Origin of the sequence: Naasia aerilata, assembly GCF_030296595.1 — a bacterium.
Lineage (GTDB): Bacteria > Actinomycetota > Actinomycetes > Actinomycetales > Microbacteriaceae > Naasia > Naasia aerilata.
This window is the reverse complement of the sequence record NZ_AP027731.1, coordinates 2417288-2442425: the sequence shown is the minus strand read 5'-3', so window position 1 is coordinate 2442425 and position 25138 is coordinate 2417288. Positions and strand designations below refer to the sequence as shown.

Here is a 25138-nt window from a genome sequence, read left to right as displayed (position 1 = left end):
CGTGTTGCGGCTATCGAACGAGCGTGTCACAAAGAGTCACGCGGCAGGCCACATCCTCAGCGTTCTGCAGGTCAGGGGCCGCCCGGGCGGTGCTCCGCGACGGCCTCCGCGAGTACGCGGAAGAGCCGCTCGATCTCGGACACCCCCGAGGCCGTCCCAATCGAGGCGGGGCTCAGCGGCCGGAAGGTGACCCCGACCTCCGTCCCCTCCTCCACGGCGGAGAACTCGAGGAGGAACCGCTCCCCGTGGAACGCCAGCTGCGTCCTGCGGTGGACGGTCGCACCTCCGTCGTGCACCTCGGACAGCACGAAATGCGGTGACCGCGAGAGCGCATTCCGAAGCAGCGTCACGAGGGTCCGCTCGGGCACGGGGAAGGTGCGGCTCCGGTGCGCCGCGTACGGCTCCGCCCAGAGGGGCACGTCGGGCGCCTCCCCGAATCCGGGATCCAGGTAGCGCACCGCCGGCGAGTCGAGGATCGCCCTCTCTCGCGCGGCAGCCCTGTCCATTGCCGCCCTGCTCTCCGGGCTCTGCGCCCGCCGGCGCGCACTGAGGACGGTCCCCGTCAGCGATGCCACGACGACACCGCCCAGCGTCGGGCCGAGGGCCGAGAAGTCGCCGGCTCCGAGGCTGTAGATGCCGGCGAGGAGCAGAAGGAGCCCCCGGCAAGGCCGGCTCCGACAAGCCAGGTCGGCCACCGGCCGAAGGCGATGGCCGCGATCGTCTGGCGGAGGTTCCCGTACTCCCCGGAGTCGCCCTCCGTCGCCCGGTCCCCCGACCCCCGAGCGGGCTCCTCAGCGGGCTCCGCGGACCGGTCCGGCTCCCGCGGCGGTTCGGGCTCCTCGTTCACGGCGTCACCCTAGCGACTTGCCGAAAAGTCCCGCTATCCGGGCCTCGAAGCGGGATTTTCCGGCAAGTCGACCCTCCCCTGAGCGATCAGGGGGTGCGGATCGCTTGAGGGTGGCTGCGCGCGAGCAGGAACACGCCGGCGATGGCGACCACTCCGCTGACCGACTGCGCCGCGATCGCCCAGCCGGGCGTCCTCGACGCCTCCCCCAGCACCAACACTCCCAGCGAGACGGCGACCAGCGGGTCGATGATCGTGAGGCCCGCCACGATCAGGTCCACCGGCCCTGACGTGTAGGCACTCTGCACGAAGTAGGTGCTCGTCACCGCGACCCCCACGAGCGCGATCAGCCCGACGAGCGTCAGCCAGCCGAGGTTGCCGACCGAGACGCGGGTGACCACCGTCTTCGCGAGCGTCACGACGAACCCGGACAGCACGCCCGCGGCGAGGACGTTGAGGGTCGCCGGGAAGCGCCGCCGCAGCGTCGCGAGCCCTGTGGCGAGGACGAGGGCCGCGACCGCGAGGGCCGCGAGGATCTGCCCGAGATCCGCGTCGGATACGACGGCGTTCCGGGCGGTCAGCGCCCCCACGGTGACGAAGGTGCCGATGCCGACGACGCACACCGCCATGGCGCCGATCGACGCCCAGGTCAGCCGGTACGCGTTCGTCGCCGCGTTCAGCAGCGCGGTGGTGATGAGGGCGACCACGCCGAGAGGCTGCACGACGATCAGGGGCGCGAGCCGGAGGCTCAGCAGGTTGAGGATCATGGCGGCCCCGGTGAGGAGCACGCCGCCCACCCAGCGTCCGCTCCTCGGCAGCCGGGCGAGGTGCCGGAGCTTGAGCGCGCCCCGGCGAGCTCCCGCATCCTCGGCACGAACTCCGGCCAGCCCTCGGCTCTGCAGCTGCGCTCCCAGCGCGAGCAGCACGACGCCCACCAGGGCGGTGCCGACGCCCAGCGCTGACGTGGTGCCGAGATCCATGCCCGTGCCATCCCTCCCCCGGTCCTGCCTCCACTATGCCCGGCCGCTGAAGGGCCGGCGCGCCTGCGCGGCCGGTCAGGAGAGGAACGACCGCAGCGTCTGCGCGTTCCGCACGGCGTTGCCGCCGCCGTCGTTGTTGAAGTAGACGAACACCTCACGGCCGTCGCCGTGCCACTCGCGGATGCGATCCGCCCACCAGCCCAGGTCCTCGTTCGAGTACGACCCGCCGTAGAGGTGGTCGTGGTCGGGGCCGTGCAGGCGGAGGTAGACCGTCTCCGCGGTCGCGCGCAGCACGCAGCGGAGGTTCGCGCCGCTCATGACGCAGTAGGCGGTCCCGTGCTCCTCGAGCATCCGGTACACGGCATCGTCGTCCCAGCTCGGGTGCCGCAGCTCGACCGCGACCCGGATCCACGGCGGCAGCTGCGTGAGGAAGTAGCCGAGCCGGGCGTCGTCCCGCTCGAAGGTCGGCGGCAGCTGCACGAGCAGCACGGCCCGCTTGTCGCCGAGCTCGTGCCAGCACTCCGCGATGCGCCGCACCCACGCCTCCGGGGCGTACAGCCGCTTGGCATGCGTGAGCCCGCGCGGCGCCTTCACCGACAGCAGGAAGCCCGGCGGGAGGCGCCGCCGCCAGCCGGCGAACGTCGAGGTCCTCGGCCACCGGTAGTAGCTCGAGTTGAGCTCCACCGTCGAGAACGATCGCACGTAGAGGGCCAGCCGATCCCAGACCGGGAGGCCGGGCGGGTAGAGCACGTGCTCCCAGTGGGCATAGCTCCAGCCCGATGTGCCGATGTGCACCCGGTCGAGGATTCCGCCCATCCGTCGAGGCTAGGCGCCCGCGAGCAGCACAGCCGGCGACGCCGGAGCCGGCGGCGTCGGATGCCCACCAGGGTCGGGCAGCACGGGCTGCACCATCGCCCAGGTGACGAGGATGCCCACGATCACCGCCGCGAGCACGAGGAGCACCAGCCCGACGAGCGCCGCCGACATCAGCGCGGCCGTCCGCCTCGGACGGGGATCCTCGGCGATGTCCTGCGTCTCGAGCCCGGGGATCAGCGCCGACATGCTTCGAGCCTAGGCGGACCTCTCGCGACACGGCGAGCCGCGCCGAATCGCAGGCCGGCTCACACCGGTGAGAACAGCCCGGGCTCCGGGATCCCGGCGAAGAGCTCGAAGGGCGCCCGCTCGTAGCCGAGACCCTCGTCCCTCATCGCGATCGCGCGCGCCCACGTCAGGCACCGGCCCACCTTGGCGACCCGGCAGGCCAGCTCGAAGTCCTCGATCAGGCGGGCGTGCGGAGCGAACGGCTCGAAGGGGCCGAGGTAGGCGTCGCGCAGCCGGTGCAGGAGCGGATCGTCGTCGGTGGTCCCGAGCCGGAAGGCCACCCAGCCCAGGCCGTGCAGCATGCTGGCGAACGGATGCGCGACGACCGCGTCGCCCCAGTCGTAGAAGCGGGTGGCAACCGCCTCGTCGGCGTGCGGCACCAGCATGTTGGCGGCGTGCAGGTCGTTGTGGTCGAGGCTTGCGGGCACCGCCGACGCCGCCAGCCGCTCCGCCCACCGCGCGTACGCCCCGCGGAACGCCAGCGCCCGCTCGTACCGCGGCCGGTCGGCGGTCTCGAGTCCCTCCCGGACCGCACCGGCCGCCTCGTCGAAGCGCTCGGGCATCCGGTGGGGGCGCATATCGGCGACGCCGAGGGCGAGCATCTCGTCGGCGTGGGGAGCCAGAGCAACCTGGAGCGCCCCGTACTCCGGCAGGATGCGCTCGAGGACGGTGGGCAGGTCGATCCCGTCGAGCTCGTCGGCCAGGGAGCCTCCGCCGTCGGGCAGCAGGATCCAGCCGCGCTCGGGATCGGCGGCGAGCGGATGCAGAACCTGCGCGGGCGCCACCCGGGTGAGCAGGCCGTACAGCGGGACCTCCGCTGCGGTCTCGTGCGCGGCCGCCTTCATCCACACGATCCCGGCGGTGGTCGGAATCCGCAGCACCGTCGCCCAGGCCCGGATCCGCGGCTGCGTCGCCTCGCCGGTGCGGTGGATTCCTGCGGCGGACAGGGCCGCTTCCGCCCATGCCAGGGCGGCCTGCCGCCACTCCGGGGTGGCCCAGACGCGGGGCCCGCGGTCCTCGGCGAGGGGCTGGGCGTCGGAGGGCATCCCGCCATCGTGCCGCACCTTGAGGGCGGGAGCGGAATGGCGAGGGCGGCAGGCGACTTGGGCCCTGTATGGAGCTGAATGAAATTCCCGTCCGCACGATCGACGGCGAGGACACCACCCTCGGCGAGTACGAGGGGAAGGTGAAGCTCATCGTGAACGTCGCCTCCCGCTGCGGCCTCACGCCGCAGTACGAGAAGCTCGAGGAGCTGCAGCGGGCCTACGCGGACCGCGGGTTCACCGTGCTCGGCTTTCCCAGCGGCCAGTTCAATCAGGAGCTGAGCACGGAGGAGGCCATCAAGGAGTACTGCTCCACCACCTGGGGCGTCACCTTCCCGATGTTCGAGAAGGTCGAGGTGAACGGGCCCGCCCGTCACCCGCTCTACTCGGTGCTGACCGAGACCGCGGACGAGGCGGGCGACGCTGGCGACGTGGCGTGGAACTTCGAGAAGTTCGTCGTGACCCCGTCGGGCGCCGTGCACCGCTTCCGTCCCACCACGCAGCCGGACGCCCCGGAGATCGTCTCGCTCATCGAGGCGGAGCTGCCCCGGTCCTGATTCCGCGAGCCTGCCGCTGCCGAATTGCCACTTTCCGCCCCTGAGAGGCCGGAATGAGGGCGGAAAGTGGCAACTCGAGCGGTTCGCTCCCTAGTGGCGCGGCTTGCGCGCCGGGCGCTCGCCCGCGTCACGCCGGACCGGTCCGCCGCGATCCGGCCGCAGCTGGATGAGCTTCCCGCTGATCCGGGTGCCGCTCAGCCGGTCGAAGACGTCCTCCGACAGGTTCGCGGGCAGCTCGACGAGCGAGAAGTCCGGCCGGATGTCGATGCCGCCGAAGTCCTCGCGCGTGAGTCCCCCTCGCCGGCGAGGGCACCCACGATCTGCCGCGGCTCCACCTTCTGCCGCCGGCCGACCTCGATGCGGTAGGTCGCGAAATCCCCGCGGGCGGGGCGCTTGCGCCGCTCGGGACGATCGCCGTCGCCATCCCGGTCTCCTCGATCCCGGTCGGGCCGCGGGGCGCGCTCGCGGTCGTCGCGCTCGAAGCGGGTAGGGCGGTCGTCCTCCGGCGAGAGGAGGAGCGGCGTGTCCCCCTGGGCGACGACCGCGAGCGCGGCCGCCACATCCGCCTCCGGCACGTTGTGGTGGGTCACGTAGTGCCCGATGATCTCGCGGAACCGGTCGATGCGCGCCGTCTGCTCGAGGGCCGCCGTGATCTGGTCGTCGAAGCGCGTCAGCCGGGTGGCGTTGACGTCCTCGGTGCTCGGCAGTTGCATCTGGGTGAGCGGCTGCCGGGTCGCCTTCTCGATCGCGGTCAGCATCCGGCGCTCGCGCGGCGTGACGAAGCTGATCGCGTCGCCCGACCGGCCGGCGCGCCCGGTGCGGCCGATGCGGTGCACGTAGGACTCGGTGTCGATCGGCAGGTCGTAGTTGACGACGTGGCTGATGCGCTCGACGTCGAGGCCACGGGCCGCGACGTCGGTGGCGACGAGGATGTCGAGCTTCCCCGACTTCAGCTGGTTCACGGTGCGCTCGCGCTGAGCCTGGGCGACGTCGCCGCTGATCGCCGCCGCGGTGTAGCCGCGGGCCCTGAGCTTCTCGGCGAGCGTCTCGGTCTCGTTCTTGGTGCGGACGAACACGATCATGCCCTCGAAGTTCTCCACCTCGAGGATGCGGGTGAGGGCATCCACCTTCTGCGGGTAGGAGACGACGAGGTACCGCTGGGTCGTGTTGGCCGAGGTGGTCGTCTTCGCCTTGACCGAGATCTCCTCCGGGTCGCGGAGGTACTTGGCGGAGATCCGCCGGATCTGCGCGGGCATGGTGGCCGAGAACAGGGCGACCTGCTTGTCCTCGGGCGTGTCGGCGAGGATCGTCTCCACGTCCTCGGCGAAGCCCATCCGGAGCATCTCGTCCGCCTCGTCGAGCACCAGGTACTTGAGCTCCGAGAGGTCGAGCGTCCCCTTGTCGAGGTGGTCCATGATGCGGCCCGGGGTTCCGACGACGATGTGCACGCCGCGGCGCAGCGCGGACAGCTGCACGCCGTAGCCCTGCCCGCCGTAGACTGGGAGGACCCGGACACCGCGGAGGTGGGCGGCATAGCTCTCGAACGCCTCGCAGACCTGGAGCGCGAGCTCGCGGGTAGGCGCCAGGACGAGCGCCTGCGGGGTCTGCTGGGTCAGGTCGAGGCGGGAGAGGATCGGCAGCGCGAAGGCCGCCGTCTTGCCCGTCCCCGTCTGGGCGAGGCCCACGACGTCGCGGCCGGACAGGAGCGGCGGGATGGTGGCCGCCTGGATCGCGGACGGGGTCTCGTAGCCGACGTCCTTGAGCGCCTTGAGCACGCGGTCGTCGAGCCCGAGCTCGGAGAAGGACTGCTCGGCGCCGGTGGGCTCAGCGTCGGAAGTCACGGTGGGATCAGGGGAAGACACGCCTCAACGGTACCGGCCTCGGCGCCCCCGGTCAGGGCCGGTCCGCCCCCTCCCGCCGAGGAACGCTCCGACCCGGCCGCGGGTCGAGCGGACGCGCGCTCCCCCGCACCCGCCTGGGATCGGTCCGCACGACCCGCGGATCGTGCGGATCAGGCGGAGACGGCGCTCGGACTCGCGGACGCGGTGTCGCCCGGGGTCGGCGGGGCCGGCCGGAAGCCCTTGACGATGAGGTACACGGCGAGGAACGCCTCCCAGACGAACTCCGGCAGGGTGGCGAGCCCCGACCAGGCGGAGACCTGGTCGTAGACCCCGAAGAGCACCAGGATCCCGGACGCCATCACGAGCGGACCTGCCACGAGCCCGAGGACGGCCATCGGGCGCGGGACGAGGCGGGACCTGTAGAGCAGGTACCCCAGCACGAGCCCGTTGCCGAACCCCGCGAGCAGCCCGGGACCGACGAGGAACGTCGCGCCGTGCAGTGCGACGAGTGCGGCGCCGGCGGCGACCGCGGAGTCGGATCCCGCGACGGTGCCCTCCGCCACGCCCTGGCGGAGAGTCACGACGGACAGGATGCTGAGAATGCCGACCGCGATGATCGTCGACTCGACGATGCGCGAGGCCACGTAGGACAGCGCGAGGGCCTCGCTCTCCCGCCGCAGCAGCGGGAAGAGCACGACCGCCGTGCCGATGTTGGCGACGCCCACGAGGATCTCGAAGAAGGCGCCGAGCGCGACCTGGCCGTCTGCCCCGGCGCCGAGCACGTAGTCCGGATCGTCGAGCACCGGCCCATAGAGGAGCGCGCCGGGGATCGAGAAGACGATGGTGATGGCGAACAGCACCCCGGTGATGAGGGCGGTCCTTCTGGAGCGGGTCACGAGCGGTCCTTCTGGGAGAGGGTCTGCGGCAGCTGGGCCGCCGATGGTGTACGACGTACACCAGATGCCGATACGGTAGGTGTATGACGTACACTTGTCAAGCCCGCCGCGCTGCGGCGCCGACGTGCGAGAGGTGACCCCGATGCCCGAGGAGACCCCCGCCGCGCGCGCCTCAACCGCGACTCGGTGCTGATTGCGGCGGTCGCGGTGGCCGACCGGGTCGGCATCGACGGCATGACCATGCGGACCCTCTCCCAAGACCTGGGGGTCGTTCCGATGGCGCTCTACAAGCACGTCGCGAACAAGGAGGACCTGCTCGACGGGATGGTCGACATCGTCTGGAGCGAGGTGGCCGCCCCCGCCCAGGGGCCGGACTGGCGCTCGGAGATGCGCAGGCGCTCGGTCTCCCTCCGCCAAGCCCTCGGCAGGCACCGCTGGGCGAACGGCCTGATGGAGGGCCGGATGCGACCCGGTCCGGCCAACCTCGCGGCGCACAACGCGATGCTGGGCTGCCTCCGCAGCGCCGGGTTCTCGTTCTCGACCGCCGTGCACACCACGTCGGCGCTCGACGCCTACATCTACGGCTTCGCGCTGCAGGAGCGCGGCCTCGGCTTCGAGACGGCCGAGGAGTCCGGGGCGGTCGCTCGGCAGAAGCGCGATCTGCAGCCGCCTGCCGCCATGGAGCTCTACCCCTACTTGATCGAGATGGTCGTCGAGATGAGCCGCGGCGGCTACGACTTCACGGTCGAGTTCGAGACCGGCCTCGACCTCCTCCTCGACGGCGTCGAGAGGCTGCGCCCGGAGTGGGCGACGGCCGGCCGCTGAGCCCGCCCGAAGCCGTCCGCGATGCGCGGGTGGCAGACTCGCGGGATGGCGCTCCCCGCTGACGGCCACGTCCACTCCCAGTGGTCCTGGGACGCGCGCTTCGGCGACATGGACGCGACCTGCGCGCGGGCCGTCGCGCTCGGCATCCCGGCCGTGGCCTTCACGGAGCACGTCGACTTCACGCCCTTCCGCGCCGGCTATCTGGTGGACAGCGTCGGGCCGCTGGTGACGGACGGCATCCTCACCGCTCCCCCGCTCGACGTCGAGGGCTATCTGGAGTCCGTCGAACGCTGCCGCCTCGCGCACCCCGAGCTGCGCATCCTCACCGGGATGGAGGTCGGCCAGCCGCACCGGCATCGCGACGAGGTCGCCGCCCTCCTGGCCACGGGAGCCTTCGAGCGCATCCTCGGCTCCCTGCACGTCCTGCCGGACGGCGACGCGTTCGCCGAGCCCTTCGAGCTGTTCCGGCACCGGCCGGCGGATCCCGCATACCGCGAGTACCTCGGGGAGATCCCCCTCCTGGTCGCCGCCTCCGAGGGGCTGACCGCCCTCGCCCACATCGACTACCCCGTGCGGTCCTGGCCCGAGGAAGGGGTGCCCTTCTCCCCGGCGCACTTCGAGGAGGAGCTGCGATTCGCCCTGCGTGCGGTGGCCGATGGAGAGCTGGCGCTGGAGATCAACACGAAGGTCCCGCTCGACCCGGCGATCCTCGGCTGGTGGCGCGAGGAGGGCGGCCGACGCGTGACCTTCGGCAGTGACGCGCACGAGCCGGAGGCGCTCGGCCGCGGGCTGGCCGATGCCGCCGCGCTCGCGGAGGCCCAAGGCTTCCGGCCCGACCGCAACCCCGAGGATCCCTGGATCGCCGCAGTCTGACGCACGCGGTTGAATGGGGCATGGCGTCTTCCAGCACGCCCGCCGTCGAGGTCGACGCGGGTCAGTACACCGTCCGCGTGTCGAACCCCGATCGCGTGTACTTCCCCGAGACCGGGGCGACGAAGCTCGACCTCGTCCAGTACTACCTCTCGGTGGGCGACGGCATCGTCAACTCCCTCCGGGAGCGGCCCTGCATGCTGCACCGCTATCCGACCGGGATCGACGGCGAGAAGGTGCACCAGAAGCGGCTTCCATCCGGCGCCCCGCCCTGGATCGAGACGGTCCCGGTGTTCTTCCCGCGGTTCCGCCGGACCGTGCACGAGCTGTGCGTGACCGAGCTCCCCGACGTGATCTGGGCGGTCCAGATGTCGACGGTCGAGTTCCACCCTGGAACAGCCGCCGCGCCGACATCGAGCGGCCCGACGAGTGGCGGATCGATCTGGACCCGGGCGAGCAATGCCCGTTCGACCGCGTGCGCCGGGTCGCGCACGTCGTCCACGAGGTGCTGGACGAGCTCGGCGCGACCGGCTGGCCGAAGACGTCGGGTGGCAGCGGCATGCACATCTACGTCAGGATTCCGCCCGAGCACGGCTTCGACGAGGTCCGCCGGGCGGCCCTGGCCTTCGCCCGCGAGGTGGAGCGGCGGGCACCGGAGGATGTCACGACGACCTGGTGGCGCCGGGACCGGGATCCGGCCCAGCTCTTCCTCGACTACAACCAGAATGCGCGGGACCACACGATCGCCGCCGCCTACTCCGTGCGCGGAACACCCCGGGGCACCGTGTCGACGCCGATCCGCTGGGATGAGGTGGACGACGTGAATCCCGAGGACAACACCATCGCGACCGTGCCCGCGCGCTACGCCGCGCTCGGCGACCTCCACGCCGGCATCGACGACGCGGTGTTCGACATCGCGCCCCTGCTCGAGTGGGCCGACCGCGACGAGCACGCGGGCGCCGAGGTGCCGCCCGTGCCGGAGACCGAGGAGTGAGACGCCGCCGCCGGTCGGGCACGCCTGAGGGCTCCGCCTTCCGGGGCAAGGTGGCCGTGGTCACAGGCGCCGGATCCGGGATCGGCCGCGCGCTCGCCGACGCCCTCGCCGGGCACGGCGCGCGGCTCGCGATCGCGGACTGGGACCGGTCGGGCCTCGAGGAGACGGCACGCCTGATCGAGACGGCGGGCGGCGAGGTCCTCGCGTCCCGGGTCGACGTCTCCGACCGCGCCGCCGTGGCTGCCTTCGCGCGCGAGGTGGTCGCACGCTTCGGCGTCGTCCACCAGGTGTACAACAACGCGGGCATCGCGGGCGGCGGCACGACCGTCGCCCACACCGGGTACGAGGCCTTCGAGCGCGTGCTCGGGGTCAACCTGTGGGGCGTCATCCACGGCACCAAGGAGTTCCTGCCGCACCTCATCGCCTCCGGGGACGGCCACGTCGTCAACGTGTCGAGCCTCAACGGGTTCCTGGCGCAGCCGGGTCTCGCCCCGTACGTGACGTCCAAGTTCGGGGTGCGCGGCTTCACCGAAGCCCTGCGCACCGAGATGCTGGCCGAAGGCCTCCCGGTCGCGGTGACGGTCGTGCACCCGGGCGGCGTGCGCACGAACATCGCACGGTCGGCATACGGGCCCGGCGGGGCGGACATCCCCGCCGAGCACCTGGAGCGGGTCCGCGTGTACGAGGAGCGGCTGTTCCGCACGCCTGCGGAGGAGGCCGCCCGCCTCATCCTGGCGGCGGTCGCCCGCAAGCGCGGTCGCGTGCTCATCGCGCAGGCCGCCGCGGTGGATCGGCTCGTCCGCCTGTTCCCGGAGTCGTATCCGCGGCTTGTGGTGACCTGGGGGCGCCGCCTCTTCGGCAGCTGGTGAGCCTTCCCGCATCACTTCGGACAAACCGCAACCGGAGACCGATGCGGACAGTCCGGAACGATGCGGTCGAGCGCGGCCCTCAGCGGGCGAGCGCCTCGCGGAGGTCGGTGTCGCCGTCCACGACGTTGAGCACGCGGCGCGGTGCCGGGGCATCTGTGACCAGCAGCGCGAGCAGCGCCGCCACGTTGCCGCGGCTCGTCGTGCCCTCGGTGAGCGCGTCGTCGATGGTGACCCGGCGGGTGGGCGCGTCGTCGTTGAGGTGACCGGGACGCACGATCGTCCAGTCGAGGCTGCTCGCCCGGACCGCGTCGTCCGCCGCGTGCTTCGCGCGCTGGTAGGCGGCCATCGCCGGATCCGCCGCCGGCTCGTCCGCCCCGAGGTAGGAGACGATCGCGAACCGCCGCACGCCGAGCTCGGACGCGGCGCCGATCGTCTTGAGCGCCCCCTGGTGGTCGACCGTCTCCTTGCGGGCGTCCCCCGATCCTCCGCCGGCGCCCGCCGTGAAGATCACCGCGTCGACCGGTCCGAGCGCGTCGGCGAGCTCGGACGGTGTGGCCCGCTCGATGTCGAGGACGACGGCCTCGGCACCGCTCGCCTCCACCTCGGCGGCGTGCTCGGGGTTCCGGATGACCGAGCGGACGCTGTGCCCGCTCGAGGCCAGCTCCCTGCTGGTCAGCAGGCCGACCTTGCCGTGCCCGCCGATGATCGCGATCGTGCTCATGCGCGTCCTCTCGCTCGATCCCGACAGGCTAGCGAGCGAGCCCTAGCGGCTCCTGACCGGCGTCACCACCATGCCATGAACGGCACGCTGAAGGTCAGCACGAGCGACACGGCGTAGATGACGATCGAGACGCTCATGAGGATGAGCTGGACGCGGAGCTGGCGGGCGACCGCGGCGAGACCGAGCAGGAAGAGCGAGACGGCCATGAGCACCGTGGTCAGCGTCAGCGAGTCGCCGCTCTTGTCGGCGGCGTCGCCGGCCTTGAAGGCGGCCTCCGACTTGTCGTCCTCGTCCGCCCAGGCGCCGAAGAGCGCGTCCTGATACTCCTCGGACGTGAAGGGGCTCGTGTACTCGGCCGGGTTCGCGGCGTTCTGGTCGGCGGACCACAGGATCGCGGCGTTGAGGTCGTCGGAGACCGAGGTGAACATCAGGGTGTCGTACTTGAGCTGCGAGGTGGCCGCCTCCGCCGGGACGTTGTCGACCTCGATCTGCAGCTCGGTCAGCTGGTCCCAGAGCTGCACGTCGCGGATGTACTGCTGGTTCGCCTCGAGGTAGAGCGACTCCGCCTCCGTCTGCGAGTTCTGGCCCGCGCTGAACTGCTTCGCTGTCTCCCCGTCGTAGAGGGATGCCTGGAACGACGCGTACGCCGTCGTGACGGAGACGACGCCCAGCAGGATCGCCGTCACCAGCTCGACGTTGTTGAGGAACCGCCCGAGGCGGGGCTCGCTGCGCGGGCGCCGAGGCGGCTCCCCGGCCACGGGGATGGGGTTGGTGGCGGGGGCGGGCGGGGCGTCGATCGTCACGCGGGGCACTCCATCGAGGGGGAACAGGGCGCGGTTTCCTAGGGAGAAGGTGCGCGAGTGGCGCGAGCCTAGCGACACGCCCGGGCGTCTCCTGGGAGGCGCGCGAGCCCCGCGTGGCGGGCCTCGCAGGCAGACAGGTCTGTCGACTTCTCGGGACATTCGCCCCTGCCGAGCCGCGGGCGATCAGCGGACCGTGGACGCAGCCACTCGAAGCTCTGGTCGCATCCCATCCCGACGAATCGCCCCAGGGAGCACGCCATGAACACCCCCGCCCCGACGCCCGGCGCCCCGTCTCCCATCGACCCGGCCGACGTCGCACTGCCGCCCACGCAGCCCATCGACATCACCGCCATCGTCAGCGCGCAGCTCGGGCGCTAGGCGCTAGGCGGAAGGCGCTGGCGCTACGCGGTTCCGCTGATTGAGGAGCCGCGCGGCTGCGTCTCGAGATCCGGGATCTGTCACAGATCCGGTCACGGCCGGCCACGCCCTCTGCGACAAGCGCGAGGCGATCGACGCTCAGACGAACTTGACGGGTCCGGTGCCGAGCGTGACCTGCGCGAGGCCCTCGTGGCCGCCGATGCGGACGCGAGCAGGAAGGGTCTCCCCGTTCGGAGCGGTCGCGATGCAGTCGACGGTCTTCTCGTCGACGCCCACGCGGTGCGTCCCGCAGTCCACGAGGTACCCGGGCTGTCCCTGGGCGGCGAGCGCCGTGGTCGCCCACTGGGCGACGTGCTTGAGCGTGTCGCCGAAGATGAGCTGCTGCCCGACGCCCCGGACGCCTTCGCGGGCCACCACGAGGGAGGCGCCGTCGGCGGTCAGCTGCGGAACCTGCTGGTCGAAGCCGAACTGCGGGAACTGGCCCGCGCCCCACCGGTAGAGCGCGATGCCCAGACCCTCGAAGTCGCAGCGGGTGATCGAGTAGCGAGAGATGTCGGGCGAGAGGCCCGCGGGGTCCGCGTTGTGGTAGCCGTCGCGGACCTGGCACACGCCGCCTGCGCGCTTCGCGTTGTCGAGAACGGTGGCGTAGGCACGCTGCCCCGTGAGCACGCGGCCCTCATGGTCGTCACCGTGCTCCACGAACACCTTGCTCCCGGCACCGGCGGTGAGCTGGCTGGCGAGCCGGCTCACCGGGTCGGTCGACGTGTCCGTGATCCAGGCCGACAGAGCGAGCGAGGTAGTGGTGGCGACGAGTGCGGCAGCGGCGACTCGAAGCGCGAACGAGCGTGCCATGATGGCGGTTCCCCTTCAGGGACGGCAAATTGCCGCCCACCAGGGATTCTGACTCGCGCTGGCCCGCCAGTTCGCGCCCCAGTGGTGGTGGCGCCCGGGTGGGGGTACGCCGGGCTAGACCGCCGCGGCGAGCGCCGTTCGGACCCCGGCGATGTAGGGCTCGGGATCCTCCCACGCCGCGAAGTGTCCGCCCCGGTCCGGCTCCGTCCAGGACACGACCCGGAAGAAGCGCTCGACGAACTCGCGAGGCGCGTTGACCAGGTCCTTCGGGAAGATCGTGAAGACAGACGGCGCCTCGATCCTCGGCCAGGGCTTGCCGCCGGCGGCCGCGTACGGGAAGAAGGACGTTCCGATGCACCCGGAGAACCAGTAGGCGGAGATCCAGGTCAGCAGGTCGTCCCGCGAGAAGACGGACTCCACGTCGCCCGCGTTGTCCGTCCACGCGCGCAGCTTCTCGAGGAGCCACGCGGCGAGACCCACCGGAGAGTCCTGGAGGCCGGCAGCCACGGTCCAGGGCCTCGTGGACTGCTCGTGCATGTAGCCGCCCTCGCGCGCCTGCCAGCCTCTGCCCATCTCGACGTACTCCGACTCCGCCGGCGACAGATCGGCCGGAAGGTCCACCAGGAAGTGGTACTGCGACAGGTCGGTCAGGTGCAGCGCGGCGACCGCCTCGGGCCGCAGAGCGGCCAGCGCCTCCGCGACATCGCACCCCACGTCCCCCGCCGAGACGACGTACCGCCGGTACCCGAGGTCGTCCATCGCCTCGGCGACCACCGCGGCCATCTCGATCGACGATGCGCCGCCGCCCGGGTACGGCACGGCGAAGGGGAACCCGGGAAGGGCGGGCACGACCACGTTCACGTCTTCGAGGAGAGGAAGAACCCGCTCGAAGCGGAGCACGGAATCCGGCCAGCCGTGCAGCAGCAGCACGACCGGGTCCGAATCCGACGCGGTCTGGTGGATCACGCGGAGGGGATGCTCGCGGCCTGCCTTCACCCACGGCAGCGCGCGGATGCGAGCCTCGGCGGCGGACCAGTCGTAGTCCTGCTCCCAGTAGCGGACGAGGGAGCGCAGGTAGTCGCGGTCCACACCCCAGTCCCAGCCGCCTCGCACGGGCCCCTCGTAGAACCGCGCTCGCCGCAGCCGGTCGCGGAGATCCTCCACCGCCTCGATCGAGACCGGATCCGGCGCGGACTGTTCCATCGGGTGGCTTCTCCTCGGGCCGTTGCGAACCGGAGTGGGCCCTGAGGGATTCGAACCCCCGACATCCACGGTGTAAACGTGGCGCTCTAACCAGCTGAGCTAAGAGCCCGGACGACCAGAAGCCTAGAACAGCCGCATTCGACGGACCGCGATGCGGCCCGCCGAATCTTCGGGACTCGATCCCTGGCGCAAGCATGCGCCAGGGGCCCACCCCGACATCCACGGTGTAAACGTGGCGCTCTAACCAGCTGAGCTAAGAGCCCGGACGACCAGAAGCCTAGAACAGCCGCCGTCGCGCTGCGATCCCGGGCCGAATCGGGCAAAGCGGGCCGAAGAGGCGGCCCGGAATGCCCGAATCGGCCCGGAGGCGCGAAACGCAGTGCGGGGCGCGGCACCGTCGCCCCGTTGCAGCAGGTGTCAACGCAGGGGCCGGCGCTCGCCGCACGGCCCCTGCGCGAGTCAGTGGGCTCAGCCGGCGACGCGGATGAGCTTCTTGTTGACGAACTCGTCGGCGCCGAAGCGGCCCAGCTCGCGGCCCGAGCCGGAGCCCTTGACGCCGCCGAACGGGAGCTCGGGTGCGTCGCCCAGCACCATGTTCACCCAGACCATGCCGGCGTCGATCCGGTCGGCGACGCGCATGGCCTGCTCCGGGTCCGTCGTGTAGACGTAGGACCCGAGCCCGTACTGCGTGTCGTTGGCGATCTTGACGGCCTCGTCCTCGTCGGCGGCGCGGTACACCTGGGCGACCGGACCGAAGAACTCCTCGCGATACGCGTCCATGTCCGGCGTGACGTCGGCGAGGACGGCGGGCGGGAAGTAGGTGTCCCGCCGCTCCCCTTCGCCAGCACGGTCGCGCCCTGCGCGGTCGCGCGATCGAGCTGCTCCTGCAGGCGCTGGGCAGCAGCGGCGGAGGACAGCGGCCCCAGCACGGTCCCGTCGGCGTTCGGGTCTGCCGGCTGGACGGCGGTGAGCGCCGCCGTGAACTTCTCGACGAAGGCGTCGTACAGGTCGCCGACCACGATGAAGCGCTTGGCCGCGTTGCAGGACTGCCCGTTGTTGTCGAGCCGGGCGTTGACGGCGGCCTCCACCGTGGCGTCCAGGTCGTCGGTCGAGAAGAGCAGGAACGGATCCGAGCCGCCGAGCTCGAGCACGACCTTCTTGAGGTTGCGGCCCGCGAGCTCCGCGACCGCGCCGCCTGCGCGCTCGGAGCCCGTGAGCGAGACCCCCTGCACGCGCGGGTCGGCGATGATGCGGGCGACCTGGTCGTGAGTCGCGAACACGTTGACGTAGGCGCCCTCGGGTGCGCCCGCGTCGCGGTAGATCTGCTCGATCGCGAGCGCCGACTCGGGGCACTGCTCCGCGTGCTTCAGGAGGATGGTGTTGCCGATGATGAGGTTCGGTCCGGCGAAGCGGGCGACCTGGTAGTAGGGGAAGTTCCACGGCATGATGCCGAGCAGCACGCCCAGGGAGGAGCGCCGGATGAAGGCGTCCCCGCCGCCGTCCCGCAGCTCGATGGGCTCGTCCTTCAGGAAGCCGGGCGCGTTGTCCGCGTAGTAGGTGTAGATGTCGGCGGCGAAGTCGACCTCTCCGAGCGCCTGCTCGAGCGGCTTGCCCATCTCGCGCACGATGATCGCGGCGAGCTCCTCGCGGCGCTCGACGTGCAGCTCCGCCACCCGCCGGATGATGCCGGCGCGCTCTTCGGCCGTGGTCGACCTCGACCAGGTCTCGTGCGCCTCGCTCGCAGCGGCGATCGCGGCGGTGAGGGCCTCGTCGCTGATGCTCTCGTACTCGCGGACGGTCTCACCGCGGGCCGGATCGACGACTGCGTACTGGGTCACGGGGTCTCCCTTGTTGATGCGGGGGCAGAGCCGGGGCTCTGACGGATATGCGGTTGAGGATTCACATTCTGGGGGTCAACGGCCGGTCACGGGATCAGAAGCTGCCGGAGGGCCGTGCCCGAGGCGAGCTCCATCAGGCTGTCCTCCGCCTCGCGGAGCGGCCGGCGCGCGCTCACGAGCTCGTCGATGAACAGCTTGCCCTCCATGTACTGGTCCACGAGCCACGGGATGTCCCGGGCGGGCCGGATGCCCCCGTAGTTCGACCCGAGGATGCGCTGGTCGAGGTCGACGAGGGTCTGCGGCTCGAAGGACACCTGGGTGCCCGCGGGAGGGATGCCCACGATCACGGCGGCCCCGCCGATGTCCAGCATGTCGATGGCCTGACGCGTCGTCTGCGCCTTGCCGATGGCGTCGAAGGCGAAGTCCACGCCGTCCGGGAGGATCTCGCGGAGAAGGGCCGTCGCGTCGCCGGTCGAGGCATCGACGGTGTCGGTGGCGCCGAGGCGCAGCGCGAGGGCGGTCTTCTCGGGCCGCACGTCGACCGCGATGATCCGCTCGGCGCCTGCCATCCGCGCGCCCTGCACCGCGGAGAGACCGACACCCCCGCAGCCGATCACGGCGACGCGCGAACCGGGCGTGACGCCTGCCGTGTTCCGCACGGCGCCGACCCCGGTGGCGACCGCGCAGCCGACCAGTGAGATGACGTCGAGCGGGGCGTCGCTGCGGACTTTGATGGCGCCCGCGGCGGGCACGACCACCTCCTCCGCGAAGGTCGAGGTGCCGAGGTAGTGGTTGACCCGCCGGCCGCCGATGCTGAGCCGCGACGTGCCGTCGTTCAGACCTCCGGTCAGGGCGACCGTGGTGGCGGCGACCTCGCAGCGGGCCTCCTGGCCGCGGAGGCAGGCGCGGCAATGGCCGCACGGGGCGACCCAAGAGAGGACGACATGGTCCCCCGGCTCGAGCCCGCGGACCGCGCTGCCGACCTCCGTCACCACCCCGCTGCCCTCGTGCCCCATCACGAGCGGGAGGGGCAGGTCCCAGTCCCCCTTCCGCACGTGCAGGTCGGAGTGGCAGACGCCGGCGGCCGCGATGCGGACGCGGACCTCCTCGGGCCCCGGCGCCGCCAGGTCGACGTCGAGCTCCTCGACGGGACGGTCGCTGCTGGTGAAGACGATTGCTCGCAAGGGGCTCCTCAGTCGCCGACGGAGACCGTCTCGGCGGTCCCCTCCACCGGATTCTCCCGCAGCGCGAAGCTCGGCCCCGCGTCGCCGCGAGCCAGCCGCGGGCGGAGCCCCAGCAGCCACCACAGCGCGGCGACCGCCATCGTGATCACGAAGACGATGCCGTTCACCTGGAAGGCGGGAAGCAGCAGCAGCGCGAGGAGCACCAGGGAGAAGGCGACGAGGCCGACGAGGTAGACCGGGGTGCGCCAGCGGCCGAGGTCGAAGGTGCCCGGCTCACCCTGCGGCAGCCGCCCGCGGCGCTTCGCCAGCAGGAGCCCGGAGGTCGTGAGCACGTAGACCGTGAAGTAGCCGAGCGCCGACATCCCGAGGATGAACGCGAAGGCCTCGACGCTGATGAAGGCCGTGAGCAGCAGCGCGAAGGACAGGATGCCGGTGGCCCAGACCGCTGTGGACGGCGTCTTGTGCTTGGCGGACACCCGCCGCAGTTGCCGGGACAGGGGAAGCATGTTGTCGCGGGCCATCGCGTAGGTGAGCCGGGTGGCCACCAGCATGTTGGCGAGCACGCAGACGAGGATGTTGGTGATCGCGATGGCGACGACGATCTTCGCGAACCACGGCGAGACCTGGGCGCCGATGATGTCCGCGATGGGCGACGCGCTGCCCGTCAGGCTCGCCGGGTCCTTAATGGCCAGCAGGAACACGACGTACATGAAGAACTCGACGACCGCCGAGACCCCGAGCGCCATGAACATCGTCCGCGGGATCACCCGGCGGGCGTCCTTCGTCTCCTCCGCGATGTCCGCCGCGGCCTCGACCCCGAGCAGCCCGAAGATGCAGCCGAGGCTCGACGTGAGCCAGACCGCGATGTACGGGGAGACCCCGCCCGTGTCTCCCGCGGAGAACAGGAAGGACAGCTCCTGGTGGTCGCCGCTGACGAAGAACGCGACGATGGCGACGAAGGCCGTGGCGCCCAGCGTGACGACGAGCTCGAGGCCCACGCCGATGTTGTTGAGGGCCGTCGCCAGCCGCACGCCGTAGGTGTTGATGAGCACGCAGAAGAGCACGATCACGATCGAGATGAGGATCTGGATCGGCGTGGTCATCTCGATGCCGAGCAGGCCGCCGACGTAGCCGGCCATGACGTAGGCGACGCCGGTGAAGCCGCTGATGAACCCGACGAGGCCCGCCCACCCGGTGAACCAGCCGGCGCTCGGGCCCACCAGGCGGCTCGTCCACTGATAGGCGTAGCCGGAGAGCGGGATCTTCGCGACGAGGTCGCCAGCGATCAGGGCCCAGATGAAGAAGACCAGGGTGGCGATGGGGAAGGTCCACACGAAGGCAGGGCCGGCGGTGGCCAGGCCGAAGCCGAACCCGGAGAAGACGGCCGTCGTGGCGCTGATGACCGCGAAGCCGAGCAGGAAGGAGGAGATCCAGCCCACCGACCGATCGAGCCTCTGCTTGTAGCCGAATTCGCGGAGCTTCTGGTCTTCGTCGATCAGGGCCATCTGTCGTCCTTCGTCTGCACCGGGGGCGGGGTAGCCCGAGCCTAGGTAGGCGCATTCCGGGGCACTAGAAGCCAATCGCCGCTGGCTGCCATCGCGTCACCCTATGCATCAGCGACTCTTCGTGGGTACGAGCGGGGGTCAGGTTCTACGCTGAGCGCGTGACTCTCCTCCAGCTGCGGGTCTTCGTGGCGGCCGCTCGGCTCGGCTCATTCACCGCGGCTGCGCTCGCTCTGCACATGGCACAGCCCACGGTGTCCGAGGTGATCCGCAGGCTCGAGGACAGCTACGAGATCGCGCTCTTCATCCGGACCGGCCGCCGCCTGGTGCTCACGCGCGCGGCGGAGGAGCTGCTCCCGCTCGCCGAGAAGGCGATCGCCGCCGCCGAGGAGGCCGAGCGGGCGCTCCGGGCGGTGAAGTCGCTCGACGGCGGCACCGCGACGTTCGGCCTGCTGCGCAACGCGAACTACTACGCGATGGCCGACCTTCTCAGCACCTTTCATGCGCAGTACCCCCACGTGCGGCTGCGCGTCGTGGGCCTCAACTCCGTGGAGGTGGCGAATCTGGTGCGCTCGGGCGAGCTCGAGGGCGGGCTCGTCGTGCTCCCGCTCGACCCGGAGGGACTCCGGTTCACCCCGCTCCGGCGGGACGAGGTGCTCTACGCGAGTGCGAACCCCGAGCACGTCGCCGCTCCCGTCACGATCGCCGACCTCGCGGAGCGGGATCTCGTCCTCTACGACGCCCACTACGGCTGGAAGGACCCGACGCGGCGGCAGGTCGCCGAGCGCGCGCAGCTGGCGGGCGTCACCCTCGAGGCCCTCATCGAGGTGGAGCAGTCCGAGGCCGCTCTCTCGCTCGTCGCGGCGGGCGCCGGCGACACGTTCATCTCGGCCTCCGTCGTGCGGCACGGGAGGACCCCGCCGGGGATCTCCTACGCATCGTTCTCGCCGCCTCTCTACGACACGATCGCCCTGGTGCAGCGGGAGGGCGGATCCCTGTCCCCGGCGACGGCGGAGCTCTCCCGGCTGGCGCGGACGATGCTGGCCGAGGAATAGGGAAACACGATGGCAGGGATGGCTCATTGCTGTCTTCTCGGGGGCAAGGCCCGCTCGTAGGTTGACTGCATGCTGTTCTCCCCTCACGTTCTTGCGTCTCTGAACGGTCGCTACACCGCCATCAAGGAGCCCGGCGTGATCGCGCCGGCGGCCCAGCGGGATCCCGAGGTCATCCGGACCGTGTCGGAGATGCTGAGCCGCATCGAGAAGGAGGGCCTGCCTGCGGTCCGCGCCTACGCGGCGAAGCTCGACGGCTGGAACAGCCCCGAGTTCGAGATCTCGGGCGAGGCGCTCGAGGGATCCGGCGGCCGACTCTCTCCCGACCTGCGCGAGGCCATCGAGCTCGGCTCGTCCAGGACGAAGGCCTTCGCCCGCGAGCAGCGCGCCCGCCTCACCGACTTCGAGGTCGAGCTCGTGCCCGGCCTGATCACCGGCCAGCGCTACATCCCCGTCGGCGCCGTCGGCGCCTACCTTCCGGCCGGCCGGTTCCCGCTGACCGCGAGCGCCTTCATGACCGTGGGGGTGGCGAAGGCGGCGGGAGTTCCGCGCGTGATCAGCTGCACTCCCCGGGCCCCGACGGCCGCCCGAACGACGCCGTGCTCTACGCGGCGTTCCTCTCGGGCGCCGACCGCGTCTTCTGCCTCGGCGGTGTTCAGGCCCTCGCCGCGATGGCGTTCGGCCTCCTGGGCGAGGCTCCCGTCGACATGCTGGTGGGCGCGGGCAACGCCTTCGTCGCCGAGGCCAAGCGGCAGCTCTTCGGCACCGTCGCCATCGACTTGCTCGCGGGTCCGTCCGAGGTGGCGGTGCTCGCGGACGACAGCGCCGACCCGTCGCTCGTCGCCGCGGACCTCCTCGGCCAGGCCGAGCACGGGATCAACTCCCCCGCCGCGCTCGTTACCACCTCCGCATCCCTCGCCGCCTCGGTCGTCGACGAGGTGGAGCGACAGCTGAGCACGCTCGCGACGGCCGGGATCGCCGGCCCCGCCTGGCGGGACTACGGCACGGTGACGGTCGCGGATTCGCGCGAGACCGCGATCACGCTGATGGACGACCTGGCCCCGGAGCACCTCGAGCTCCTGACCGAGGACGACGACTTCTACCTCGACAGGCTGCGGAACTACGGATCCGTCTTCGTCGGGCCGTGGAGCACGGTGGCCTACTCCGACAAGGGCATGGCGGGCACCAACCACGTGCTGCCGACCGCCGGCGGGGCGAAGCACAGCGCGGGCCTCTCGGTGTCGCGATTCCTCAAGCCGCTCACCTTCCAGCGCGTCAGCCAGGCGGCGACGCCGCAGCTCGCCGAGGCGGTCCAGGTCATCTCGGCGTCCGAGGGCATGGCCGCCCACGAGGCGACCGCCGTGCGGCGGCTGGAGAGCTACTCCGCGATGGTCTGAGCCAGCGCGGCGAGCGCCGCCCGGTAGGCCGAGAAGGGGCGCGGCTCCCCCGGCGCGGAGGAGAAGACCGAGCGGACGACCCCGGCCCGGTCGATCACGACCGTCGTGCGCGAGGCCGTGCCCGTGTCCTCGCGGAAGACGCCGTAGCGGCGGGCGACCTCCCCGTGTGGCCAGAAGTCCGCGAGCAGCGGCATCCCGAGCCCCTCGGCCGACCACCAGGCGCGCAGCGTGTGCTTGGAGTCGACCGAGATGCCGACGACCTCCACACCCGCCTCAGCGAACACCTCGGCGTTGTCGCGGAGCTCCTCGAACTCGCGGGAGCAGGTGCGGGAGAAGGCGAGGGGGAAGAACACGAGCGCGACCGCCGAGCGTCCGCGGTAGGAGCTCAGCCGCACGTGCTCGCCGAACTGGTTCGCCAGCTCGAAGTCGGGCGCCTCGTCGCCGATGTCGATTCCCACGAACCCATCGTCCCGCACCGTTGCGCTCACAGCGTGACGGAGACGCACCTGCCATCGCTCGTCTGGTTGTCTCGCCCGGAGAGGTTAGGCTCGGATTCGGCCGAGTCGTTGTCGTGACCCGACAAAAACCGGCCCCGACACAGGCAGGTGCAGCCGCTTCCGTCATCCGGCGCGGCGCCGCGAAGAGAGGTCGATGTTGACAGTCAACGACCAGGACCCGTACTCGGTGAACAACACCGATTCCGACCCGGGAGAGACCGCCGAGTGGATGGAGTCGCTCGACGCTCTCGTCCAGGCGAACGGGCACGAGCGCGGGCGCGAGATCATGCTCAGCCTGCTGAAGCGGTCGAAGGAGCTGCACCTCGGCGTCCCGATGGTGCCGACGACCGACTACATCAACACCATCGCGCCGGAGAACGAGCCGGACTTCCCGGGCGATGAGAGCATCGAGCGCCGGTACCGCGCCTGGCTCCGCTGGAACGCCGCCATCATGGTGCACCGAGCGCAGCGTCCGGGGATCGCCGTCGGCGGCCACATCTCCACCTACGCCTCGAGCGCGACCCTCTACGAGGTCGGCTACAACCACTTCTTCCGGGCACAGGACCACCCGGGCGGCGGCGACCAGGTCTTCTTCCAGGGCCACGCCTCCCCCGGCATGTACTCGCGCGCGTTCCTCGAGGGGCGCCTCACCGAGGACGACATGGACGGCTTCCGCCAGGAGAAGTCGCACCCGGGCGGAGGCCTGTCCTCCTACCCGCACCCCCGCCTCATGCCGGACTTCTGGCAGTTCCCGACCGTGTCGATGGGCCTCGGCCCGATCAACGCGATCTACCAGGCGCAGTCGAACAAGTACCTGACCAACCGCGGCATCAAGGACGCCTCCGACCAGCACGTGTGGGCCTTCCTGGGCGACGGCGAGCTCGACGAGGTGGAGAGCCGCGGCCAGCTGCAGGTCGCGGCGAACGAGGGCCTCGACAACCTGACGTTCGTCGTCAACTGCAACCTGCAGCGCCTCGACGGCCCCGTTCGCGGAAACGGCAAGATCATCCAGGAGCTGGAGAGCTTCTTCCGCGGCGCCGGCTGGAATGTCATCAAGGTCATCTGGGGTCGCGAGTGGGACGACCTGCTCGCGCGCGACAGCGAGGGCGCGCTCATCGATCTGATGAACCGCACCCCGGACGGCGACTACCAGACCTACAAGACCGAGAACGGCGCGTACGTCCGCGAGAACTTCTTCGGCCGCGACCCGCGGACGCTCGAGCTCGTCAAGGACCTCAGCGACGACCAGGTGTGGGCGCTCAAGCGCGGCGGCCACGACTACCGCAAGGTCTACGCCGCGTACAAGGCGGCCGTGGAGCACAAGGGCCAGCCCACCGTCATCCTCGCGAAGACGATCAAGGGCTACGGCCTCGGCAAGACCTTCGAGGGCCGCAACGCGACCCACCAGATGAAGAAGCTCACGCTCAACGATCTCAAGCAGTTCCGCGACGAGATGCGCATCCCGGTCACCGACGCGGTGCTCGAGGAGAACCCCTACCAGCCGCCGTACTACCACCCCGGTCAGGAGGACGAGGCCATCCAGTACCTGCAGGAGCGCCGTCGCGCGCTCGGCGGGTATCTGCCGGAGCGGCGCACCACCCACACGCCGATCAACCTGCCGGACGACTCGGCCTACGCGATCGCGAAGAAGGGCTCCGGTCAGCAGCCGGTCGCCACCACGATGGCGTTCGTCCGGATCCTCAAGGACGTGATGCGGGCCAAGAACTTCGGCAACCGCGTCGTCCCGATCATCCCGGACGAGGCGCGCACGTTCGGCATGGACGCGTTCTTCCCGAACGCGAAGATCTACAACCCGTTCGGCCAGCACTACACCTCGGTCGACCGGGACCTGCTGCTCGCCTACAAGGAGAGCCCGCAGGGCCAGATCATCCACGTCGGCATCAACGAGGCGGGCGCCCTCGCGGCGTTCACCGCGGCGGGCACGGCCTACTCGACGCAGGGCGAGCCGCTCATCCCGGTCTACGTCTTCTACTCGATGTTCGGCTTCCAGCGCACGGGCGACGCCCTCTGGGCGGCGGGCGACATGATGGCGCGCGGCTTCCTCATCGGCGCCACGGCCGGCCGGACCACGCTCACCGGCGAGGGCCTGCAGCACGCCGACGGCCACTCCCCGTGCTCGCGAACACGAACCCGGCGGTCGTCAGCTATGACGCCGCGTACGGGTACGAGCTCGGGCACATCGTCAAGGCGGGACTCGAGCGGATGTACGGAGGCCAGCACCCGGATCCCAACGTCATGTACTACCTGACGGTGTACAACGAGCCGATGCCGCAGCCGGCCGAGCCCGAGGGTCTCGACGTGGAGGGCGTGCTCAAGGGCATGTACCTGCTCAAGCGGGCGGAGAACGACGGGCCGAGGGCGCAGATCCTCGCCTCGGGCGTGGCCGTGCCGTGGGCGCTCGAGGCCCAGCAGCTGCTCGCGCAGGACTGGGGCGTCGCCGCCGACGTGTGGAGCGTCACCTCCTGGTCCGAGCTCCGCCGCGACGGCCTCGACGCCGAGCGCGCCTACTTCGTGGATCCCGACGCCGAGCCGCGACAGGCCTACGTCACGGAGAAGCTCGCCGGCGCCCGCGGCCCGTTCGTGGCCGTCAGCGACTATTCGCACGAGGTGCCGGACATGATCCGCCAGTTCGTCCCCGGGCAGTACTTCACGCTGGGCGCCGACGGCTTCGGCTTCTCGGACACCCGCGCGGCCGCCCGCCGGTTCTTCCTCATCGACGGCCCCTCGGTCGTCGTGCGGACGCTGGAGGCCCTCGCCGGGCAGGGAGCCGTCGACCGGTCGCTCGCCCGCCAGGCGATCGACAAGTACCGCCTGCTCGACGTGACCGCGGGCACCACCGGCAACGCCGGCGGCGAGAGCTGACGGCGGCG

Annotated in this window: 19 protein-coding genes, 1 tRNA gene and 5 pseudogenes; 9 read left to right on the top strand and 16 right to left on the bottom strand. The window is 71.1% G+C overall.

The genetic code is table 11. The annotated features are described in order from the left end of the window. Positions 1 to 71: 71 nt before the first annotated feature. From QUE51_RS12815 to QUE51_RS12795, 5 genes are all read right to left on the bottom strand, one after another. A complete protein-coding gene (locus QUE51_RS12815) occupies positions 72 to 695 on the bottom strand; it encodes a hypothetical protein (RefSeq protein WP_286276754.1) in 624 nt (207 codons plus the stop codon). A gap of 238 nt (positions 696 to 933) precedes the next feature. After that, a complete protein-coding gene (locus QUE51_RS12810) occupies positions 934 to 1824 on the bottom strand; it encodes a DMT family protein (RefSeq protein WP_286276752.1) in 891 nt (296 codons plus the stop codon). Positions 1825 to 1899: 75 nt separating this feature from the next. Next, positions 1900 to 2640 (bottom strand): DUF72 domain-containing protein, encoded by a 741-nt coding sequence (locus tag QUE51_RS12805; RefSeq protein ID WP_286276751.1) that lies wholly within the window; start codon positions 2638 to 2640, stop codon positions 1900 to 1902. Between the two features lie 9 nt (positions 2641 to 2649). Beyond that, positions 2650 to 2886 carry a hypothetical protein gene (locus QUE51_RS12800; protein ID WP_286276750.1) on the bottom strand — a complete coding sequence of 79 codons (237 nt, stop codon included), beginning with the start codon at positions 2884 to 2886 and terminating at the stop codon, positions 2650 to 2652. Positions 2887 to 2945: 59 nt separating this feature from the next. After that, a complete protein-coding gene (locus tag QUE51_RS12795; protein WP_286276749.1) occupies positions 2946 to 3971 on the bottom strand; it encodes a phosphotransferase in 1026 nt (341 codons plus the stop codon). 68 nt (positions 3972 to 4039) lie between these two features. Between QUE51_RS12795 and QUE51_RS12790 the strand changes: the two genes are divergently transcribed. Then, positions 4040 to 4525, top strand: coding sequence for a glutathione peroxidase (locus tag QUE51_RS12790; protein WP_286276748.1), 486 nt, complete (start codon positions 4040 to 4042; stop codon positions 4523 to 4525). A 90-nt stretch (positions 4526 to 4615) separates the two neighbouring features. On the opposite strand, the pseudogene QUE51_RS12785 reads toward QUE51_RS12790, so the two are convergent. Beyond that, a pseudogene (locus tag QUE51_RS12785) lies at positions 4616 to 6366 on the bottom strand (DEAD/DEAH box helicase). A 170-nt stretch (positions 6367 to 6536) separates the two neighbouring features. Further along, entirely contained in the window at positions 6537 to 7262 is a 726-nt protein-coding gene (locus QUE51_RS12780; RefSeq protein WP_286276747.1) for a DUF4386 domain-containing protein, read from the bottom strand. A gap of 186 nt (positions 7263 to 7448) precedes the next feature. On the opposite strand from QUE51_RS12780, the gene QUE51_RS12775 reads away from it, so the two are divergent. The 4 genes and pseudogenes from QUE51_RS12775 (at position 7449) to QUE51_RS12760 (ending at position 10820) form a co-directional block, all read left to right on the top strand. Then, a complete protein-coding gene (locus QUE51_RS12775; protein ID WP_286276746.1) occupies positions 7449 to 8087 on the top strand; it encodes a TetR/AcrR family transcriptional regulator C-terminal domain-containing protein in 639 nt (212 codons plus the stop codon). Positions 8088 to 8132: 45 nt separating this feature from the next. After that, on the top strand, positions 8133 to 8960 hold the full coding sequence (locus QUE51_RS12770; RefSeq protein WP_286276745.1) for a PHP domain-containing protein: 828 nt from the start codon (positions 8133 to 8135) through the stop codon (positions 8958 to 8960). Between the two features lie 20 nt (positions 8961 to 8980). Beyond that, positions 8981 to 9951 (top strand): annotated as a pseudogene (ligD, locus tag QUE51_RS12765) (non-homologous end-joining DNA ligase). Between the two features lie 56 nt (positions 9952 to 10007). Then, positions 10008 to 10820, top strand: coding sequence for an SDR family NAD(P)-dependent oxidoreductase (locus QUE51_RS12760; RefSeq protein ID WP_286276743.1), 813 nt, complete (start codon positions 10008 to 10010; stop codon positions 10818 to 10820). 79 nt (positions 10821 to 10899) lie between these two features. Here the strand turns inward: QUE51_RS12760 and QUE51_RS12755 are convergent, their stop codons facing one another. The 8 genes and pseudogenes from QUE51_RS12755 to QUE51_RS12720 all read right to left on the bottom strand — a co-directional run bounded on the left by QUE51_RS12755 (position 10900) and on the right by QUE51_RS12720 (position 19304). Next, positions 10900 to 11541 carry an SDR family oxidoreductase gene (locus QUE51_RS12755; RefSeq protein WP_286276742.1) on the bottom strand — a complete coding sequence of 214 codons (642 nt, stop codon included), beginning with the start codon at positions 11539 to 11541 and terminating at the stop codon, positions 10900 to 10902. 62 nt (positions 11542 to 11603) lie between these two features. Beyond that, complete coding sequence (locus QUE51_RS12750) at positions 11604 to 12344, bottom strand: hypothetical protein (protein ID WP_286276740.1); 741 nt, start codon at positions 12342 to 12344, stop codon at positions 11604 to 11606. A gap of 516 nt (positions 12345 to 12860) precedes the next feature. After that, positions 12861 to 13574 carry a hypothetical protein gene (locus tag QUE51_RS12745; RefSeq protein WP_286276739.1) on the bottom strand — a complete coding sequence of 238 codons (714 nt, stop codon included), beginning with the start codon at positions 13572 to 13574 and terminating at the stop codon, positions 12861 to 12863. A 114-nt stretch (positions 13575 to 13688) separates the two neighbouring features. Then, positions 13689 to 14777, bottom strand: a complete 1089-nt coding sequence (locus tag QUE51_RS12740; protein ID WP_286276738.1) for an epoxide hydrolase family protein — start codon at positions 14775 to 14777, stop codon at positions 13689 to 13691. A gap of 35 nt (positions 14778 to 14812) precedes the next feature. After that, positions 14813 to 14886: transfer RNA gene (locus QUE51_RS12735), tRNA-Val, on the bottom strand. A gap of 359 nt (positions 14887 to 15245) precedes the next feature. Continuing rightward, positions 15246 to 16615 (bottom strand): annotated as a pseudogene (locus QUE51_RS12730) (NAD-dependent succinate-semialdehyde dehydrogenase). Positions 16616 to 16701: 86 nt separating this feature from the next. Continuing rightward, on the bottom strand, positions 16702 to 17799 hold the full coding sequence (locus QUE51_RS12725) for a Zn-dependent alcohol dehydrogenase (RefSeq protein WP_286276737.1): 1098 nt from the start codon (positions 17797 to 17799) through the stop codon (positions 16702 to 16704). 8 nt (positions 17800 to 17807) lie between these two features. Then, on the bottom strand, positions 17808 to 19304 hold the full coding sequence (locus QUE51_RS12720; protein WP_286276735.1) for an APC family permease: 1497 nt from the start codon (positions 19302 to 19304) through the stop codon (positions 17808 to 17810). Positions 19305 to 19462: 158 nt separating this feature from the next. On the opposite strand from QUE51_RS12720, the gene QUE51_RS12715 reads away from it, so the two are divergent. The 3 genes and pseudogenes from QUE51_RS12715 (at position 19463) to hisD (ending at position 21750) form a co-directional block, all read left to right on the top strand. Further along, complete coding sequence (locus QUE51_RS12715; RefSeq protein WP_286276734.1) at positions 19463 to 20356, top strand: LysR family transcriptional regulator; 894 nt, start codon at positions 19463 to 19465, stop codon at positions 20354 to 20356. A 69-nt stretch (positions 20357 to 20425) separates the two neighbouring features. Further along, positions 20426 to 20869: pseudogene (locus QUE51_RS18205) on the top strand (histidinol dehydrogenase); the annotation flags it as partial. A gap of 44 nt (positions 20870 to 20913) precedes the next feature. Further along, positions 20914 to 21750, top strand: coding sequence for a histidinol dehydrogenase (hisD, locus tag QUE51_RS12705; RefSeq protein ID WP_286279379.1), 837 nt, complete (start codon positions 20914 to 20916; stop codon positions 21748 to 21750). On the opposite strand, the gene QUE51_RS12700 is transcribed toward hisD, so the two are convergent. After that, on the bottom strand, positions 21732 to 22208 hold the full coding sequence (locus QUE51_RS12700) for a peroxiredoxin (protein ID WP_286276731.1): 477 nt from the start codon (positions 22206 to 22208) through the stop codon (positions 21732 to 21734). The genes hisD and QUE51_RS12700 overlap by 19 nt on opposite strands. A 196-nt stretch (positions 22209 to 22404) precedes the next feature. Here QUE51_RS12700 and aceE point away from each other — a divergent pair. Next, positions 22405 to 25130: pseudogene (gene aceE, locus QUE51_RS12695) on the top strand (pyruvate dehydrogenase (acetyl-transferring), homodimeric type). Positions 25131 to 25138 lie beyond the last annotated feature (8 nt).